18 protein-coding genes are annotated in these 16512 nt (G+C 75.2%); 13 read left to right on the top strand and 5 right to left on the bottom strand.

Translation table 11 applies throughout. The annotated features are described in order from the left end of the window. Positions 1-19: 19 nt before the first annotated feature. The 3 genes from H596_RS24380 to rpmE form a co-directional block, all read right to left on the bottom strand. Positions 20-742: a hypothetical protein gene (locus H596_RS24380; RefSeq protein WP_156910121.1), complete on the bottom strand. Its 723-nt coding sequence runs from the start codon at positions 740-742 to the stop codon at positions 20-22. A 178-nt stretch (positions 743-920) separates the two neighbouring features. Beyond that, positions 921-1385 carry an Hsp20 family protein gene (locus H596_RS0113270; RefSeq protein ID WP_027285306.1) on the bottom strand — a complete coding sequence of 155 codons (465 nt, stop codon included), beginning with the start codon at positions 1383-1385 and terminating at the stop codon, positions 921-923. Between the two features lie 247 nt (positions 1386-1632). Further along, positions 1633-1857: a 50S ribosomal protein L31 gene (gene rpmE / locus H596_RS0113265; RefSeq protein ID WP_027285305.1), complete on the bottom strand. Its 225-nt coding sequence runs from the start codon at positions 1855-1857 to the stop codon at positions 1633-1635. Positions 1858-2008: 151 nt separating this feature from the next. Here rpmE and H596_RS0113260 point away from each other — a divergent pair, with 151 nt between their 5' ends. The 3 genes from H596_RS0113260 to H596_RS0113250 all read left to right on the top strand — a co-directional run bounded on the left by H596_RS0113260 (position 2009) and on the right by H596_RS0113250 (position 4828). After that, positions 2009-2566, top strand: coding sequence for a LemA family protein (locus tag H596_RS0113260; RefSeq protein WP_027285304.1), 558 nt, complete (start codon positions 2009-2011; stop codon positions 2564-2566). Between the two features lie 3 nt (positions 2567-2569). Beyond that, positions 2570-3535 (top strand): M48 family metalloprotease, encoded by a 966-nt coding sequence (locus H596_RS21515; protein WP_037301392.1) that lies wholly within the window; start codon positions 2570-2572, stop codon positions 3533-3535. A gap of 243 nt (positions 3536-3778) precedes the next feature. Continuing rightward, positions 3779-4828 carry a hypothetical protein gene (locus tag H596_RS0113250; protein ID WP_027285303.1) on the top strand — a complete coding sequence of 350 codons (1050 nt, stop codon included), beginning with the start codon at positions 3779-3781 and terminating at the stop codon, positions 4826-4828. Here the strand turns inward: H596_RS0113250 and H596_RS24985 are convergent. Together H596_RS24985 and H596_RS21510 are read right to left on the bottom strand one after the other, a co-directional pair. Then, positions 4728-5051: an HlyD family efflux transporter periplasmic adaptor subunit gene (locus H596_RS24985; protein WP_084602777.1), complete on the bottom strand. Its 324-nt coding sequence runs from the start codon at positions 5049-5051 to the stop codon at positions 4728-4730. The two genes, H596_RS0113250 and H596_RS24985, sit on opposite strands and share 101 nt — an antisense overlap. Positions 5052-5402: 351 nt before the next feature. Next, positions 5403-6266, bottom strand: a complete 864-nt coding sequence (locus H596_RS21510; protein WP_037301389.1) for a diacylglycerol/lipid kinase family protein — start codon at positions 6264-6266, stop codon at positions 5403-5405. 157 nt (positions 6267-6423) lie between these two features. On the opposite strand from H596_RS21510, the gene H596_RS0113240 reads away from it, so the two are divergent. From H596_RS0113240 to H596_RS0113195, 10 genes are all read left to right on the top strand, one after another. Beyond that, a complete protein-coding gene (locus H596_RS0113240; protein WP_027285302.1) occupies positions 6424-7215 on the top strand; it encodes a UDP-2,3-diacylglucosamine diphosphatase in 792 nt (263 codons plus the stop codon). A gap of 13 nt (positions 7216-7228) precedes the next feature. Further along, on the top strand, positions 7229-8230 hold the full coding sequence (locus H596_RS0113235) for a glycosyltransferase family 4 protein (RefSeq protein WP_027285301.1): 1002 nt from the start codon (positions 7229-7231) through the stop codon (positions 8228-8230). A gap of 235 nt (positions 8231-8465) precedes the next feature. Next, the gene (locus H596_RS0113230) at positions 8466-9152 is read left to right on the top strand and encodes a lysophospholipid acyltransferase family protein (protein ID WP_027285300.1); all 687 of its coding nucleotides are present in this window, start codon (positions 8466-8468) and stop codon (positions 9150-9152) included. A 6-nt stretch (positions 9153-9158) separates the two neighbouring features. Beyond that, positions 9159-10460, top strand: coding sequence for a 3-deoxy-D-manno-octulosonic acid transferase (locus H596_RS0113225; protein WP_037301386.1), 1302 nt, complete (start codon positions 9159-9161; stop codon positions 10458-10460). Between the two features lie 22 nt (positions 10461-10482). Then, positions 10483-11460, top strand: a complete 978-nt coding sequence (gene lpxK, locus H596_RS0113220) for a tetraacyldisaccharide 4'-kinase (RefSeq protein ID WP_027285298.1) — start codon at positions 10483-10485, stop codon at positions 11458-11460. Positions 11461-11532: 72 nt separating this feature from the next. After that, positions 11533-12132 carry a TetR/AcrR family transcriptional regulator gene (locus tag H596_RS21505; protein ID WP_051212983.1) on the top strand — a complete coding sequence of 200 codons (600 nt, stop codon included), beginning with the start codon at positions 11533-11535 and terminating at the stop codon, positions 12130-12132. Then, positions 12129-13184 carry an HlyD family efflux transporter periplasmic adaptor subunit gene (locus tag H596_RS0113210; RefSeq protein ID WP_027285297.1) on the top strand — a complete coding sequence of 352 codons (1056 nt, stop codon included), beginning with the start codon at positions 12129-12131 and terminating at the stop codon, positions 13182-13184. The genes H596_RS21505 and H596_RS0113210 overlap by 4 nt, the downstream gene beginning before the upstream one ends. Beyond that, complete coding sequence (gene devC / locus H596_RS0113205) at positions 13181-14443, top strand: ABC transporter permease DevC (RefSeq protein ID WP_084602773.1); 1263 nt, start codon at positions 13181-13183, stop codon at positions 14441-14443. The genes H596_RS0113210 and devC overlap by 4 nt, the downstream gene beginning before the upstream one ends. After that, entirely contained in the window at positions 14443-15138 is a 696-nt protein-coding gene (locus H596_RS0113200; RefSeq protein WP_037301385.1) for an ATP-binding cassette domain-containing protein, read from the top strand. Before devC ends, H596_RS0113200 begins: the two co-directional genes overlap by 1 nt. Positions 15139-15266: 128 nt before the next feature. Beyond that, positions 15267-16295: an amino acid ABC transporter substrate-binding protein gene (locus tag H596_RS0113195; RefSeq protein WP_027285294.1), complete on the top strand. Its 1029-nt coding sequence runs from the start codon at positions 15267-15269 to the stop codon at positions 16293-16295. Positions 16296-16512: the final 217 nt, after the last annotated feature.

The raw sequence follows: 16512 nt of genomic DNA, 5'->3' as shown, positions 1-16512 counted from the left end.
GGTCAGGCCGGCCGTCTCGTCATGTCCGCAGCTCGCCCGCGCGCGGCTGGAAGGCGGGGGCAGGCATGGGCGAGGGCGCTGGCGCGGGCCCCGGCGCGGGCACGGGGGCCGGGGCGGCCCCCTTGGTGGGCGGCCCGGCCGGCGGCGCGGGCTGGGGCGCGGGCGCGCCGAAGGGCTGCGAGGGGCCGCCATGCGGCTGCGAGGGCGCGCCGGGCGCGCGGGCGGTGGCGTTGGCCCGCCCCATGCACGCCACGAACAGGCTGGTGGCGGCGTTGGTGCCCGTCAGGGTGAAGCGCCAGGGCGCCTCGTTTCCCTGCGGGAAGCTGATGGTCATCACCGCGCCCAGCCGCCACTGGCGCTCCCACTCGGCCATGGTGTCCCGCCCGATGGTGAAGACCAGCGCCTGCCCGTCGCGCGAGGCCTGGGCCTGGGCGTTCCAGGGGGTGTTGCCGTCGATCCAGTAGCGGATCGGCACGCGCAGCCCGGAGGGAATGCGCCAGCCGCGGCTGGAGACCACCACCGTCAGCGCATTCGCCCCGCCGAGGAAGGTGACGGCGAAGGAACGCCCATCCGGCGTGGAGCTCGACATCATGCAGAGGTTGGGCTCGCTGCCGCGGGCGCTTTCCTCGACCTGCCAGGCGCCGGAGGTCTCGCGGCGGATCACGCGGTCCTGCGCCGCGGCCTCCAGGCCGGAGGCCGCGACCGCGACCGCCACCGCCACACCCTGCCGCACAGCCCGCATCCCGCGCCTCCCCGCACCGGCTTCACGGGGGATATTGGCGGCGGGCGGCGCGGGGGCGCAACGCCCGATGATTGGGGGCGGCATCGCATGCCGCTTGCGCGACAGGGCCGCAGGAAAAAGGGCCGGCAGGGTCTCCCCCGCCGGCCCCTCGGGCATGGGCGCCTGGCCGGCCCGCGGATCAGGCCGCCTGCTCGATCACCGGCCGCGCGGCGGGCGCGGCGGTCTGGATGGCGATGCGCCGGGGCTTCAGAGCCTCGGGCACCTCGCGCTTCAGGGCGATGTGCAGCAGCCCGTTCTCCAGCCGCGCACCCTGGACCACGAGATGGTCGGCGAGCACGAAGCGGCGCTCGAAGGCGCGGCCGGCGATGCCGCGGTGCAGGAATCGCCGCTCGGTCTCGGGCTGGGGCTGGCTGGCCTTGCCGCTGATGGTCAGCGTGTCCTCGCGCACCACCACCTCGATGTCCTCGGGCGCGAAGCCGGCCACGGCCATGGTGAGCACGTAGCTGTCATCGCCCGTCACCTCGATGTTGTAGGGCGGGTAGGCCTGGGCGTCGGCCTGCATCCGCGCGCCGTCGAGCAGGCGGGCGAAGCGGTCGAAGCCGATGGCGGTGCGCAGCAGCGGGGAGAAGTCGATCGCGTTCATGGAACCCCCTTCAGGAGCAAGGTTCGTGTGGGGCGGCCCTGCCGCGACGCCCCACGCGGGCGGCGTCGCTTCGGGTCCGCGCCAGGGCCCCGTCCGGGCGCCCTGGCGATCCATGAGCTAGGCAGGCCGCCGCCCGGCTTCAAGGGGGGCGGCGCAACGCGACGCGCCCCGCCCGAGGCCAGCCCGGCGGGGCGCGCGAAGCGAGCGGGGCGCCGGCCGCGATGCGGCCGCCGGGCGCGCCGGGCGGCTACTTCTTGATGCCGAGCCCGCCGAACTTCTTGTTGAACTTGGCCACCTGGCCGCCCGTGTCGATGATGCGCTGCACGCCCGTCCAGGCCGGATGGCTCTTCGGGTCGATGTCGAGGCGCAGCGTGTCGCCCGGCTTGCCCCAGCAGCTCCGCGTGGTGAAGCTGCTGCCGTCCGTCATGATGACGGTGATCTCGTGATAGTCGGGATGGGTGTCGGGCTTCATGGCGCGGCCTTGTGGGATGCGGCAGGCCGCGATGGCGGCCCGGCCGTTGAAGCGGCGCGCATAGGCCAAGCGGGCCCGCGGCGCAAGGGGCGCTGGGCGGGGGCGGGCCGATGCGGCTAGCCTGCGCGCGCCGCCGCAGGAGAGACCGCCGATGGAATGGATCATTCTCGCCCTCGCCCTGGCGGCGGTCGGGCTTCTGGTGCTGCTCTACAACCGCCTGGTCGCGCTGCGGCAGGTCACGAACCAGGCCTGGGCGGATGTCGAGGTGCAGCTCAAGCAGCGGCATGACGTGATCCCGAACCTGGTCGCCACGGTGAAGGGCTATGCCGGCCATGAGCGCGAGACGCTGGAGGCCGTGGTGCGCGCGCGCAACGCCGCGCTCTCCGCGCAGGGGCCCGAGGCGGCGGGCGCGGCCGAAGGGGCGCTGCAGGGGGCGCTGCGGCAGCTCTTCGCGCTCGCGGAATCCTACCCGGAGCTCAAGGCCAACACGAACTTCCTCGAGCTGCAGCGCGAGCTGTCGGAGCTCGAGAACCGCATCGCCGCCGCAAGGCGCTTCTTCAACAACGCGGTGCAGGAATACAACACGGCCACCGAGCAGTTGCCCATGGTCTTCCTCGCCCGCCCGCTCGGCTTCGCCCCGCGCGGCTTCTTCGAGCTGGGCGAGGCCGAGCGCGCCGCCACCCAGGCCCCGCCGGAGGTGAAGTTCTGAGGGATGCGGGCCATCGGCCTCTCCACCCGCGTCTGGAACAACAACTGGAAATGCGCGCTGCTGCTGGCGGGCTTCCCGCTTCTGCTGGCGCTGCTGATCTTCGGCCTCGCGCTGCTCTTCGCCGCCGGGGTGGCGGAGACGGAGGCGCAGGCCTTCCGCCTCGCCTGGAATGCGCTGCCGGGCGCCCTGCTCGCGGGCCTCCTGCTCGCGCTGCTGTGGTTCGCCATCGCCTGGGCCGCGCACCAGCGCCTGCTCGACGGCGTGACCGGCGCGCGCCCCGTGACGCGGCGCGAGGAGCCGCTGCTGTGGAACGAGATGGAGGCGCTGTGCATCAGCCGCGGCGAGCGCATGCCGCGGCTGGCGGTGATGGAGGTGCCCGCGCTGAACGCCTTCGCCTCCGGCCTCTCGCGCGCCGAGGGCCAGGTGACGGTGACGCGCGGCCTCCTCGACGCGCTGGGCCGCGAGGAGCTGCGCGCCGTGCTGGCGCATGAGCTCGCGCACATCCGCGGCGGGGATGCGCGGCTCGGGGTGGTGGCGGCGATCTTCGCGGGGATGCTGACCTTCTTCGTCGAGGCCTTCTCCCGCGCGCGCTTCCGTCTGCCGCGCGGCGGCGGCGACCGGCGCGGGGGCGCGGGGGCGGCGGCGCTGGTCGGGCTGCTGCTCATCCTGCTCGCGGCCGCGCTCGGGGCGGTGCTGCGCTTCGCCCTGTCGCGCAACCGCGAGTTCCAGGCGGATGCCGAGGCGGTGCGCCTCACCGGCGACGCGAACGCGATGATCCGCGCGCTGCGCCGCATCGAAGGGCGCAGCGCCCTGCCGGAACTGCCCAGCCTGGTGCGGGCGATGATGCTGGACGACGCCGCTCTGGCGCGCGGGCCGGCGCTCTGGGCCACCCATCCGCCCATCGCCGCGCGCGTGGCGGCGATGGTGCGCTACGCCGGCGGGGAGGATCCGGGGCCGCTCGCGGCGTGATACGGGCGGCATCACATGCCGACCGTATCGCGCGCAGGGTTGGTGTGGCGGCTGCGCGCCAAAACACAAGCATACCAGCGGCCGCACCGGCTCCTCAGGAGTCGAAATCAGCGGCCGCTGGTATGATACGGCCGGCGGCCACGCCGGACCTATCGCGCAGGCCGGGTCGGCGGGCGGCCGCGGGTTCGCGCCGATTCACCGCCTGTCAAGCTCCGCCGCGCAGAGTGGCCGCAGGAGGTGCGGATGCGCGCGGAGGCGGCCCGCCAGGCGGAATTGCGCGCGCTGGTCGCGCGGCTGGAGCAGAGCGGCCTTGCCGAGCGGCGGGAGGATGTCGCGCGGCTGCTCGCCCGCTCGCGCGCCCTGCTGGCCGCCCAGGGCGCGGCGGCCGGCGCCCGGCCCGCCCCCGCCCCCTCGCGCATGACGCGGCGGCGGCGGCCGCGCCGGGTGGGGCTGCGGGCGCGGCTGCGCGCCGGGCTGCTGCTGCTGCTGGACGCCGCCGCCCTCGCCGCGCTGGGCTTCGCCGCGGTGGGGCTGAGCGCCGGCACCCTCGCGGTCACGGCGGGGCTGGCCGTGCTCGGGGCCGCGGCGCTCTGGGGCGTGCTGCGCTGGGGCGGCGCGCCGGAGATGCTGGCCGAGGGCGCGGCCCGCCTCGCCTATCTGCTGCGCTGGGCGGGGCTCTGGCTTGCCGAGCCCTTCCATGACGGCGCCTGGGAGCGGCTGGAGGCGCTGCTCGACGCGCGCGAGGTGATGCGCGCCTGGCGCCGCCACCGCCGGGGCCTCCCGGTGGCGGGCCTCGCCGAGGTGGAGGGCTTCCTGGCCGAGCATTACGGAAGAAGCGCCGCGGCGCGCTTCCGCGCGGCGGTGGAGGCGCGGCGCAGCGCCGGCTGGACGCTGCGCGGCGGGGAGGATGCGCCCGAGGCCCTTCCGCTCTCCGAGGCGCGGCTGATGCGCTGGTCCGTGCTGATCCGCCTCTTCGAGGCGGTGGCGGCGGGCGGCGCGCTCTGGGTGCCCGAGCCGCCCGCGCCCGAGCCCGCAGCCGCGGAGGAGGCCCCGCCCCGACCGCATCTCGACCCGCTGCCCCCGCCCACCCTGCGCGACCCGGAGGCCGAGTATCGCGCCGCCCGGCGCGAGGAGCTGCGCGAACTGATCCGCCGCAAGCGGCAGGACATCACCACCGCGCACAACTGGAAGCTCAAGACCCGCGCGGAAATCGCCCAGCGCGACGCCTATCTGCAGCGCCTGCGCAGCGAGATCGCCGCGCTGGAGAAGGAGATCGCGGCGCTGGGGCGCTGAGGAGCGCCGCTTGGCGGCTGAGGAAGAACACCGCGCGCCAGCCCCAGGCATCCAGCGTCACGCGCACCGGGGCGCCGATGCGGAAGTGGCGCAGCTCCGTCTGCTTCGCATCGGCCTCGATGCGGATGGCGGAGGGGTCGTGCACCAGCATGATCCGCTGGCCCGCCAGCACATATTCGCCCGGATCGACGGAGACGCGGTTCACCACGCCGTCCAGAGGCATGCGCCGCGTGCGGTCGGCCTCGTCGCGCGCGGTGGCGAGCTCGCGCGCCTGCGGCGAGTTCGCGCGCCTGCGGCTCCAGCGCCTCGATCTGGCGGGCGATGAGGCGCAGCTCCTCCCGGCCCGCCTCGGCGGCGGCGAGCAGCGCCTCGGCGTTGCGGCTCTCGGCCTGGGCGGCGGGCAGGGCGGCGCGGGCGAAAGCGCGCCGCGCGGCGGGCGGTGGCCGTCGGGTGGGTCGTTCGCGCGGGGGCCTGCGGCCCGATGTCCCTGTCCAACGCGTCCTCGCCCCGCGGCGCGCGCCGGGGGCTTCGGGAAGTCTCGGCACGGTGGGGGCGAAAGGGCGAAGCCCCTGCCTTATCGGGGCAGCAGCACCGGCAGCGGCGCGGGCGCGTCGCTGAGCCGCAGCGGCGGCGCGGGCGCGGCGTCGCCATCCGCCTGGGCGAGCAGCCCCGCGCCCTCCACCTCCAGCGCGCGGCAGGCGCGCCGCTCGATGAAGGGCAGGCGCGGCAGCAGGCCGAGCGGCAGCGCCGCCCCGGCGAGCAGCGCCGCCCCCGCGCCGCCGCGGCGCTGCAGGACGAGGATGAACCCCTCCATCCCCGCCCGCGCCTCGGGCGCCACCACGAAGGGCCCGGCGTAGAGCCGCCCCTTCATCGCCAGCAGCGCCACGCATTCCTCCCAGGGCCCGCCATCGGCGCGCAGGCGCAGCGGCGCGAAGGGGTGCCTGGGCAGCAGCCGCAGCGTCTGCACCACATAGGCGAGCGCGCCGAGCCGCCGCTTCAGCCCGGGCGGCAGCGCGTGCACCACCGCCGCATCCAGGCCCACCCCCAGCATCTGAACGAAGAGCCGCGCGTTCCCCGCCGCGTCGCGCGCGAGGCCGGGCCGGAGCATCCCCCGCCGCCCCGTGGCGATCACGCGCGCCGCGCCCTCGGCATCGAGCGGCAGGCCGAGCTCGCGCGCCAGGACATTCGCCGTGCCGAAGGGCAGGATGCCGAGCGCGGCGCCGCTGCCCGCGAGCCCGGCCGCCACCTCGGCGATGGTGCCGTCGCCGCCGGCCGCCACCACCACCCGCGCGCCCTCCGCCGCCGCGCCCGCGGCGAGGCGCGTGGCGTCGCCGGGGGCGCCGGTCTCGACGATGCGGGCGGAGGGGAGAAGGGCGGCCGCGCGCTCCAGGCGGCGGCGCCGCGCGGCGCCTGCCGTCGGGTTGAACACGATCCACATGAACCGGAGCCGATAGCAGGGCGATCGTGGCGATTCGCTTTCGGTTCCGCGTCGTCCGCGAGACATGCGCAGGGCGCGGAGGTCACGCAAGCTTCACGTGCGAAGCGCGGAAATCCCTCGCATTGCGCGCGTCATCCACAGCCCACGGATGGCCGGAATGCCCACCCGCGAAGCGCCGATGGTCGTGCGAAGCGTCTTTCTCTCCGACATCCACCTCGGCACGCGCGGCTCGCGCTCCGACATGCTGCTCGACTTCCTCTCGCGCGTGCGCTGCGAGCGCCTCTACTTGGTGGGCGACGTGGTGGACGGCTGGCGGCTGCGCAAATCCTGGTACTGGCACCCCGAGTTCGACGCGGTGATCCGCGCCGTGCTCGACCTCGCGCAGAACGGCACCGAGGTGATCTACATCCCGGGCAACCACGACGAGATGTTCCGCGACTGGCTCGGCCTCGAAATCCAGGGCGTGAAGCTGGTGCGCGAGGCCGAGCATCTGGCGGCGGACGGCAGGCGCTTCCTCGTCCTGCACGGCGACGAGTTCGACGGCGTGATCCGCTACGCCAAGTTCCTCGCCTATCTGGGCGACTGGGCCTACGACACGGCGCTGGTGCTGAACCGCTGGTTCAACCTGGCGCGGCGGCGGCTGGGCCTGCCCTACTGGTCGCTCTCGCAGTGGCTGAAGCGCCAGGTGAAGGAGGCGGTGAAGGCGATCGACCGCTTCGAGACGGCGCTGGCCGGAGAGGCGCGGCGCCGCGGCTATGACGGGGTGATCTGCGGCCACATCCACCACGCCGAGATGCGCATGGTGAACGGCGTGATGTACATGAACGACGGCGACTGGGTGGAAAGCTGCACGGCGCTGCTCGAACACCAGGACGGCCGCTTCGAGCTGCTCGACTGGGCGGCGGTGCAGCGCGCGCCCTCCCGCCAGCGCGAGGCGCTGCCCGCCTGATGCGCCGCTCCGCATGAGGGTCGTCATCGTCACGGACGCCTGGCGGCCGCAGGTGAACGGCGTGGTCCGCACGCTGGAGCGCGTGATGCAGGAGATGCAGGCGCTGGGCGATTCGGTGGAGGTGATCGGCCCCGACCGCTTCCGCAGCTTTCCCATGCCCGGCTACGCCGACATCCGCCTCGCCTTCCTGCCGCGCGCGCGGCTCGCGGCCATGCTGGACGCGGCGCGGCCGGAGGCGCTGCACATCGCCACAGAAGGCCCCTTGGGCCTCGCCGCGCGCGCCCTCTGCCGGGAGAGGGGCTGGCGCTTCACCACCAGCTTCCACACGCGCTTCGCCGAATACGTCTCGGCGCGCACCGGCCTTCCGCCGCGCTGGATCTGGGCCTGGCTGCGGCGGTTCCACAACGCGGGGCAGGGCGTCTTCGCCGCCACGCCCAGCCTGCGCGAGGAGCTGGCCGCCCGCGGCTTCCGCCGCATCCTGCCCTGGAGCCGGGGCGTGGACCTCGCGCTGTTCTCCGACCAGGGCCCGCGCGACGCCTGGGCCGGGCTGCCGCGGCCGGTCTTTCTCTACGCGGGGCGGGTGGCGGTGGAGAAGAACATCGGCGCCTTCCTCGCGCTCGAGCTGCCCGGCTCCAAGGTGGTGGTGGGGGACGGGCCGCAGCGCGCGGCGCTGCAGCTTGCGCATCCTTCCGTGCATTTCGCCGGCTGGCGGCACGGCGCGGCGCTGGCCGACGCCTATCGCGGCGCGGATGTCTTCGTCTTCCCCTCGCGCACCGACACCTTCGGCCTCGTGCTGCTGGAGGCCATGGCCTGCGGCACGCCGGTGGCCGCCTATCCGGTGATGGGGCCCAAGGACGTGGTGGGCCCGGGCGGGGTGCTGGACGAGGATTTGCGCCGCGCCAGCCTCGCCGCGCTGGAGGTGCCGCGCACCCGCGCCCGCGCCCAGGCCGAGCGCTTCTCCTGGCCCGCCTGCGCCGAGACCTTTCGCAGCCAGCTCGTACCCATGCTGGGCTGATGCGGCCGGCACGACATGCCAACCGTATCGCGCGCAGAGTTGGCGGGCACCCATCGAAGCTTTGCTTCGGTGGGACCCGGCGTGGCGGCTGCGCGCCGAAACAGAGGCATGCCAGCGGCCGCACCGGCTCCTCAGGAGTGGAAATCAGCGGCCGCTGGCATGAGAGGGCCGCCCCCCTCTTGCCGGCGCGGCGGCGGCATGCGAGCGACCCGCGCGCCATGCCCGCCCCCCGCCCATGCTCCGACGGCTGATCCGGCGCCCGGCCGTGCTCTCCGCGGCCACCTGGCTGCTCGGCGCCTATCTCGCCCTGGTCTATCGCACCGCCCGCTGGGAGCTGATCGGCTATGACGAGGCGGCGGCGCTCTATCGCGCCGAGGGCCGCGCCATCCTCGCCTTCTGGCACGAGGCGCTGCCGCTCATGCCCTGGCTCATGCTGGAGGTGCGCCGCCGCGGCCTCGCGGAGAGCGCGCATGTGCTCGTCTCCTCCAGCCGGGACGGGGCGCTGATCGGGCGCATCGTCGGGCGTTTCGGACTGAGGCTCGCCATCGGCTCCTCCTCGCGCCATGGCGGGGCGGGGCTCGTGCAGCTCGCCCGGCTGCTGGCGCAGGGCGAGGCGGTGGCCATCACCCCGGACGGCCCGCGCGGCCCGCGCCGCCAGCCCGCGCCGGGGGTGGCGGAGCTCGCGGCGCTTTCCGGCGCGCCGGTCTTTCCCGTGGGCGCGCGGATGCGCCCCGCGCTGGGCCTCTCCACCTGGGACCGGATGGAGCTGCCGCTGCCCTTCGGCCGCGCCGCGCTGGTGATCGGCCCGGCCCTGCGGGTGCCCCCGGGCGGCGGCGCGGCGGCGCTGCCCGCCATCGCCGCCGCGCTGGATGCGGCCAGCGACGCCGCCGATGCGCGGCTCGGCCGGACCCGGCGCGGCTGAGCGGCGATGCTCGGCGCCTGGCGGTTTCTGGCCACGCTGGCCGCGCCGCTGCTGCGGCTGCATCTCCGCCGCCGCGCGGCGCGCGGGAAGGAGGAGGCGGCGCGCCTGCCCGAGCGCGAGGGCCATGGCGCGGCCCGCCCGCCGGGGCCGCTGCTCTGGCTGCACGCGGCCAGCGTGGGAGAGGCGCGCGCCCTGCTGCCGCTGCTGGAGGCCCTGGCCGCCCGCGCGCCGACTCTCGTCTTCCTCGTCACCACCGGCACCACCACCTCGGCGGCGGAGCTTCCGCGCTGGCTCTCCCCCGCTCTGCGGGGGCGCGTGATCCACCGCTATGCGCCGCTCGACGTGCCGGGCTGGGTGGCGCGCTTCCTCGAGGGCTGGCGGCCCGCCCTCGCGCTGCGGATCGAGGGCGAGCTCTGGCCCAACACGCTTGCCGCCTGCGCGGCGCGGGGCGTTCCTCTGGTGCTGGTGAACGCCCGCCTCTCGGCGCGCTCGGCGGCGCGCTGGGGGCGTTTCGCGCCCGGGCTCGCGCGGCGGCTGCTCGGGCTCTTCGCGCTGATCGTGCCGCGCTCGGCCGAGGATGCGGCCCGGCTCAAGGCGCTGGGCGCGCCACGCCTCGCGCCGCCGGGCGATCTCAAGCTCGCCGCCGAACCCCTCCCGGCCGATCCGGGCGCGCTGGCGGCGCTGCGCGCGGCCATCGGCGGGCGGCCCGTCTGGCTCGCCGCCTCCACCCATCCGGGCGAGGAGGCGCTGGTGCTGCAGGCCGCCGCGCTGCTGCGCCCGCGCCACCCGGGGCTGCTGGCGATTCTCGCCCCCCGCCACCCGGAGCGCGGGGCGGAGCTGGCCGCGCTCGCGCCCGGGGCGGCGCGTCGCAGCCAGGGCGCGCCGCCCGATGCGGGGGGCGTGTACATCGCGGACACCATGGGCGAGCTCGGCCTGCTTTACCGGCTCGCCGACGTGGCGCTGGTGGGCGGCAGCCTCGTGCCGCATGGCGGGCAGAACCCGCTGGAGCCGGCGCGGCTCGGCTGCCCCATCCTGCTCGGCCCGCACATGGAGAACTTCGCAGAGGCCACGGCGCTGCTGGAGCGGGCGGGCGGGGCGCGGCGGGTGGGCGCCGATCCCGCCGCGCTGGCGGCGGCCGTGGCCGATGTGCTAACCAGACCCGAGGAGGCGGCCGCCATGGCGGCGGCCGCGGCGGCGGCGGTGTCTCCGGCGCGGGATTTGCCCGGCCGGCTGGCCGAGGAGGTGCTCGCCCTGCTCGGCCACGGGTCGGACAGGGCCGGGCCGCGCGCCGAGAAGGCCGAAGGGTAGGGAAGGAACGCTGACGATCGGCATGCGAGCCCCGGATTTCTGGGGCCGCGACGGGGGGGTCTGGCCCAGGCTGCTCTCCCCATTCGCGGCCATCTACGCGGGCGCCACGGCGCGCCGCATGGCGCGGCCCGGCTGGCGCGCCCCGGTGCCCGTGCTGTGCTGCGGCGGCGCGACAGCGGGCGGTGCGGGCAAGACCACCCTGGCCCTCGACATGGGCCGTCGCCTCGCCGCGCGCGGGCGCGCCCCGCATTTCCTGCTGCGCGGCTATGCCGGCAGCGTGAAGGGCCCGGTGCAGGTGAACCCCGCCCGCCACGACAGCGAGGCGGTGGGCGATGAGGCGCTGCTGCTGGCCGATGTGGCCCCCACCTGGGTCAGCGCCGATCGCGCGGCGGGCGCGCGGCTCGCCATCGCTGCCGGGGCGGGCTGCCTCGTGATGGATGACGGGCTGCAGAACCCGACGCTGGAAAAGACCCTCTCGCTGCTGACCATCGACGGCAATGCGGGCTTCGGCAACGGCCGCGTCATCCCGGCCGGCCCGCTGCGCGAGAGCGTGGCCGCCGCCGCCGCGCGCTGCGGCGCGGCGGTGCTGATCGGCCCCGACGAGACCGGCGCGCTCGCCGCGCTGCCGCCCGATCTGCCCGTGCTGCGCTGCGATCTCGTGCCCGGCCCGGAGATGGCCGAGCTCTCCGGCGAGAACGTCTTCGCCTTCTGCGGCATCGCCAACCCGCGCAAATTCTTCGCGACCCTGCGCCAGGGCGGGGCGGTGCTGGCCGGCACGGAGAGCTTCGCCGACCACTACCCCTTCGACGAGGGCGATCTGCGCGACATCCTCGCCCAGGCGGAGCGCCTTTCCGCCATCCCCGTCACCACCCGCAAGGACTGGGTGCGCATCCCCGCCCCCTTCCGCGACGGGGTGCGGGTGGTGAGCATCCGCCTCGCCTGGGAGCGGGAGGCGGAGGCGGAGGCGCTGCTCGACCGGCTGCTCGCGCCGGCGGGCTGATCCGCGCGGCCGCTGGCCTGACTGCACCGTCCGGACGGTTGACAAACCGTCCGGACGGTCCAGTTGAGCGGCATGCCCGACGGATCGAGCCCCGCCGCCGAACCCCGCCCCCGCGGCCCCGAGGCCGCGGATGCGCGCACCCGCATCCTCGACGCCGCCGAGCGCATCGTGCAGGCGCGCGGCGTGCCCGCCCTGACGCTGGAGGCCGCGGCGCGCGAGGCCGGGGTCTCCAAGGGGGGGCTGCTCTACCATTTCGCCTCGAAGGAGGCGCTCCTGGCCGGGCTGCTCAACCGCCTCGCCGACCATGTGGAGGCCGAGTTCCTGGCGGTGCTGGAGGCCGAGCCGCCGCACCCCGCCCGCGCCACCCGCGCGGTGCTGGCCTGGATCTTCGACCACCCGGAGGCGGCCTGCGAGAACCACCAGCGCGCGGCGGCCGTCTTCCTCGCCGCCTTCCACCATGACCCGGCGCTGCTCGACCCCATCCGCGCCGTGTTCCGCCGCATCCGCGACCGGCTGCGGCAGGACGCGCTGCCGCCCGGCCACGCCCTGGCGGTGATGGCGGCCGGGGACGGGCTGTTCATGGCCCGGGTGTTCGGCATGTATGCGCCCGAGGCCGAGGAGATGGCCGCGCTGCGCGCCGCCCTCTCGCGCCTCGCCGAGATGCCGGCATGAGCCGCCGCCTCTGGCTGCTCGCGGGGGTGGCGGTGCTGGCCGGGGCCGGCGCCTGGGTGGCGCTGCGCCCCGCCCCGCCGCCGCCCGCCCCCGCCGCCGCGGCCCCGGCCGCGCCGCTCGGCGTGGGCGCGCTGGGGCGGGTGGAGCCCGCCTCGCGCATCCGCCGCCTCGCCGCGCCGGGGGGCATGAACATCGACCGCCTCGCCGAGCTGCATGTGCAGGAGGGCGACGAGGTGGCCGCCGGCCAGCTCCTCGCCGTCTTCGCCGACGCGCCGCAGAAGGACGCCGCCGTGGCCCAGGCCGAGGCGGCGCTGCGCGAGCAGCAGGCCGCGCTGGAGCGGCTGCGCAACGCCGCCCGCCCCAGCGAGATCGAGGCCCAGCGCGCGCGCATCGCAAGCCTCGCCGCGCAGGAGGAGATCGCCCGGCGCGACGCGATCCGCGCCGACCGCCTGGTTCCCTCCGGCGCGGGCGCGGAGGCGGTGGCCGAGCGGGCGCGCTTCCTGGTGCAGCGCCTTGCCGCCGAGCGCGCCCAGGCCGAGGCCGACCTCGCCACCCTCTCCTCCGCCCGGCCGGAGGACATCGCGCTCGCCGAGGCGCGCCTCGCCTCCGCCCGCGCCGCGCTGGAGAAGGCGCGGGCGGATGCCGCCATCTCGCGCCTGCACGCGCCCATCGCCGGCACCATCCTGCGCATCTTCGCCAGGCCCGGCGACCGGGTGGGCGCGGAGGGGCTGCTCGAGATGGCGGACCTCACGCGCATGGAGGTGGTGGCCGATGTCTATGAGACGGACCTCCCCCGCGTCGCGCCCGGCGCGCGGGCCGAGGTGATCGTGCCCGGCGAGCCGCGCCGCCTCGCCGCCACGGTGCGCGAGATCGGCTGGCAGGTGCGGCGCACCACCCAGGCCGGCACCGACCCGGTGGCGGCGGTGGACGCGCGCACGGTGGAGGTGCGCCTTGCGCTCTCGGAGGAGGCGGCGGCGCTGCTGCGCCGGCGCAGCAACATGCAGGTGCAGGTGGCCATCCTGCCCGGCCCCGCGCCGCTGGCCGGCCGATGAACGAGATTCCCGCCCCTGCCGCCCTGCTGCCCTGGGCCCCCGAGCGCACGGGCGAGGCCGCGCCCGCCCCGGGGCCGGAGCGGCGCGCGCCCGGGGCGCTCGCGCAGCTCGGCCTCGCGCTGCGCCTGGCCTGGCGGCAGCTTCGCGCCGACCGCGCGCGGCTGGCCACCGCCATCGCGGGGGTGATGTTCGCCTGCGTGCTGGTGTTCATGCAGCTCGGCTTCAAGGGCGCGCTGTTCGACAGCGCGACCAACCTGCTGCAGGCGCTGCGCGCCGATCTCTTCCTCTGGCACCCTCTGACCGAGGCGAGCTTCCGCCCCGAGCGCATGCCGCGCAGCCGCGCCCATCAGGCCCTGGCCGATCCGGATGTGGCGCAGTCCATCCCCGTCTATCTCACGCAGGTGACGCTGCGGAATCCCGAGACGGGCACGAAGCGCGCCGTGCAGGTGATCGGCTTCGACGCGGCGGCGGGGGCGCTGCGCTTCCCCGGCATCGAGCAGGTGGCCGGGGCGCTGACCCGGCCGGACACTTTCGCCTTCGACCTGCGCTCGCGGCCGGAATTCGGCCCCGTGGCGCGGCTGTTCCGCGAGCGCGGGCCCTTCCCGATCGAGCTGAACGGGCGCGAGATGGAGCTGGTGGGCCTCGTCGAGATCGGCCCCTCCTTCGGCGCGGACGGCAATGTGGTGATGAGCGAGGTGAACTTCCGCCGGGTCTTCGAGCGCCGGCCCTCGAACATAGACCTCGTCGCCATCCAGCTCCGCCCGGGGGCGGAGCCCGCGGCCGTGCAGGCCCGGCTGCGCGCCCTGCTGCCCGGCGACGTGGCCGTGCTGACGCATGCCGAGCTGGTGCAGAAGGAGCGCCGCTACTGGGAGGAAGGCACGCCCATCGGCTTCATCTTCCTGTTCGGCTCGGTCATGGGCCTCGTGGTGGGCATGGTGATCGTCTATCAGATCCTGTTCGCCGACATCGCGGGGCATCTCAGCGAATACGCCACGCTCAAGGCCATGGGCTACAGCGACGGCTACCTCGCGCGGGTGGTGCTGGGCGCGGCGCTCATCCTCGCGGTGGTGGGGTTCCTTCCGGGCTTCCTGCTCTGCCTCTTCCTCTACGATTTCGTGGCGGGCGCCACCTTCCTGCCGCTGGTGATGACCACCGAGCGCGCGCTGGGCGTCTTCCTGCTGATCTTCGGCATGTGCTTCGCTGCGGGGCTGCTCGCCGTGCGCAAGCTGCGCGACGCGAACCCGGCGGACATGTTCTGATGCAGGCCCCGGTCGAACTGCGCGAGGTGAGCTTCGCCTACGGCAGCGGGGAGCTGCGCCGGCTCGTGCTGCGCGAGGTGGACCTGCGCGTGGCGCCGGGCGAGATCGTCATCCTCACCGGCCCCTCGGGCTCGGGAAAGACCACGCTGCTCACCCTCATCGGGGCGCTGCGCGCCATGCAGCTCGGCTCCGCCCGGGTGCTGGGGCAGGAGCTGCTGGGCGCGAGCGAGGCCGCGCGGGTGCGGCTGCGCCGGCGCATCGGCTTCATCTTCCAGAACCACAACCTGCTCGGCTTCCTCACCGCGCGGCAGAACGTCGCGATGGCGCTGGAACTGGACGGCGCGCTCTCCGAGCGCGAGCGCCTCGCGCGCGCGGGGGCGATGCTGGAGGCGGTGGGCCTTGCCGGGCATGCGGAGAAGCGCCCCGCCCAGCTCTCGGGCGGGCAGCGCCAGCGCGTGGCCATCGCCCGCGCGCTCGCCGGCGCGCCGGGGCTGATCCTGGCCGACGAGCCCACCGCCGCCCTCGACAAGCAGACGGGCCAGGAGGTGGTGCGCCTGCTGCGCGACCTCGCGAAGGGCAATGGCGTGCCCATCCTGCTCGTGACGCACGATCCGCGCATCCTCGACCTCGCGGACCGCATCGTGGCGATGGAGGATGGGCGCATCGTCCACGCCGCGCTGGAGCAGGCGCGCTGAGCCCATTTGCGCGGCATGGGTTCGCCGCGCGGTTACACCTTCGTCACCCGCCCCGCGCGCCGTTGACTCATGCTGCGGCGAAGCATGACCATCGCGCTCAACGATCCGCAGGGTTGGGGAAGGCAAGGATGTTCTGGAAGCGAGGGCTTCGCGCCGCGCTGGCGGCGCTGTGCGTTCTGGGGTTCGGCGGCGCGGCGCAGGCCGGCCCCACTCTCGACCAGGTGCGCGCGCGCGGCACGCTTGTCTGCGGCATCCATACCGGCGTGGCGGGCTTCGCCCTGCCCGACAGCCGCGGCGTCTGGCAGGGGCTCGACGTGGAGCTGTGCCGGGGCCTCGCGGTCGCCATCTTCAACGACGCGAACCGCGTGCGCTTCGTGCCGCTCTCCTCCTCCACGCGCTTCACCGCGCTCGGTTCGGGCGAGGTGGACGTGCTGTTCCGCACCTCGACGCAGACCATGCTGCGCGACACCACGCTCGGTCTGCGCCACGCCACCACCTATTTCTACGACGGCCACGGCTTCCTGGTGCGCGCCAACATGGGCGTGCAGCGCGTGCGCGACATGGCGGACGCGACGATCTGCCTGATCCAGGGCACCACCAACGAGCAGGTGACGGCCGACTACTTCCGCAGCGTGAACGTGCGCTTCCGCCCCGTGGTGTTCGAGCGGCTGGACCAGGTGCTGCCCGCGCTGCAGGCGGGGCGCTGCGACGCCTTCGGCTCCGACGCCTCGCAGCTCGCCGCCGCGCGCTCGCAGATGGCGAATCCGCGCGAATGGGTGGTGCTGCCCGAGCGGTTCTCGAAGGAGCCCTATGGCGCCTATGTCCGCCGCGGCGACGAGGACTGGTTCGAGCTGGTGCGCTGGTACACCTATGCCGTGATCGAGGCGGAGGAGCAGGGCATCACCCGCGCCAACGCCGAGGAGATGCGCCGCACCAGCACCAACCCCAACACGCGCCGCCTGCTGGGCGTGACGCCGGAACTCGGCCAGGCGCTGAAGCTCGATCCCGCCTGGGCCTACAACGTGATCCGCGCCATCGGCAATTATGGCGAGATCTACGAGCGCACCATGGGCGAGAACACGCCGGTGGCGCTGCCGCGCGGGCCCAACCATCTCTGGACCAATGGCGGGCTGATGTACGCGCTGCCGATGCGCTGAGGAAGCGGGGGCGCGGCTGCGCCCCCCTTGTAAACCCCGACTCCGCCGAACTCAGCTTGCGGCGACGCGGGGTGTGCTGATTCGCTCTGTTCATGTCTGGCGCTGTGCTGACCCCTGAGGACCGGGCCTATTTCCTTTCGGCGATGCGCCGGCAGGGGAACAGCGCGGTGCACCGGCGGATGAACGCGCTTCTGCTGCTGGATGATGGCTGGACGGC

The sequence above is a fragment of the Rubritepida flocculans DSM 14296 genome, from assembly GCF_000425365.1.
Classification (GTDB): Bacteria; Pseudomonadota; Alphaproteobacteria; order Acetobacterales; family Acetobacteraceae; genus Roseococcus; species Roseococcus flocculans.
Note: the sequence above shows the minus strand (reverse complement) of the source record. Positions and strands in the feature narration are given on the sequence as shown.

What these genes read in the sequence shown, in the direction of transcription:
- H596_RS0113225 (WP_037301386.1), top strand. Translation starts at nt 9,159, where the DNA reads ATGCTCGGCGCCTGGCGGTTTCTGGCCACGCTGGCCGCGCCGCTGCTG.
- H596_RS0113200 (WP_037301385.1), top strand. Translation starts at nt 14,443, where the DNA reads ATGCAGGCCCCGGTCGAACTGCGCGAGGTGAGCTTCGCCTACGGCAGC.
- H596_RS0113210 (WP_027285297.1), top strand. Translation starts at nt 12,129, where the DNA reads ATGAGCCGCCGCCTCTGGCTGCTCGCGGGGGTGGCGGTGCTGGCCGGG.
- H596_RS0113240 (WP_027285302.1), top strand. Translation starts at nt 6,424, where the DNA reads ATGCCCACCCGCGAAGCGCCGATGGTCGTGCGAAGCGTCTTTCTCTCC.
- H596_RS0113260 (WP_027285304.1), top strand. Translation starts at nt 2,009, where the DNA reads ATGGAATGGATCATTCTCGCCCTCGCCCTGGCGGCGGTCGGGCTTCTG.
- H596_RS24985 (WP_084602777.1), bottom strand. Translation starts at nt 5,051, where the DNA reads ATGCCTCTGGACGGCGTGGTGAACCGCGTCTCCGTCGATCCGGGCGAA.
- devC (WP_084602773.1), top strand. Translation starts at nt 13,181, where the DNA reads ATGAACGAGATTCCCGCCCCTGCCGCCCTGCTGCCCTGGGCCCCCGAG.
- H596_RS21515 (WP_037301392.1), top strand. Translation starts at nt 2,570, where the DNA reads ATGCGGGCCATCGGCCTCTCCACCCGCGTCTGGAACAACAACTGGAAA.
- lpxK (WP_027285298.1), top strand. Translation starts at nt 10,483, where the DNA reads ATGCGAGCCCCGGATTTCTGGGGCCGCGACGGGGGGGTCTGGCCCAGG.
- H596_RS21510 (WP_037301389.1), bottom strand. Translation starts at nt 6,266, where the DNA reads ATGTGGATCGTGTTCAACCCGACGGCAGGCGCCGCGCGGCGCCGCCGC.
- H596_RS24380 (WP_156910121.1), bottom strand. Translation starts at nt 742, where the DNA reads ATGCGGGCTGTGCGGCAGGGTGTGGCGGTGGCGGTCGCGGTCGCGGCC.
- H596_RS0113270 (WP_027285306.1), bottom strand. Translation starts at nt 1,385, where the DNA reads ATGAACGCGATCGACTTCTCCCCGCTGCTGCGCACCGCCATCGGCTTC.
- H596_RS0113235 (WP_027285301.1), top strand. Translation starts at nt 7,229, where the DNA reads ATGAGGGTCGTCATCGTCACGGACGCCTGGCGGCCGCAGGTGAACGGC.
- H596_RS0113195 (WP_027285294.1), top strand. Translation starts at nt 15,267, where the DNA reads ATGTTCTGGAAGCGAGGGCTTCGCGCCGCGCTGGCGGCGCTGTGCGTT.
- H596_RS21505 (WP_051212983.1), top strand. Translation starts at nt 11,533, where the DNA reads ATGCCCGACGGATCGAGCCCCGCCGCCGAACCCCGCCCCCGCGGCCCC.
- rpmE (WP_027285305.1), bottom strand. Translation starts at nt 1,857, where the DNA reads ATGAAGCCCGACACCCATCCCGACTATCACGAGATCACCGTCATCATG.
- H596_RS0113230 (WP_027285300.1), top strand. Translation starts at nt 8,466, where the DNA reads ATGCTCCGACGGCTGATCCGGCGCCCGGCCGTGCTCTCCGCGGCCACC.
- H596_RS0113250 (WP_027285303.1), top strand. Translation starts at nt 3,779, where the DNA reads ATGCGCGCGGAGGCGGCCCGCCAGGCGGAATTGCGCGCGCTGGTCGCG.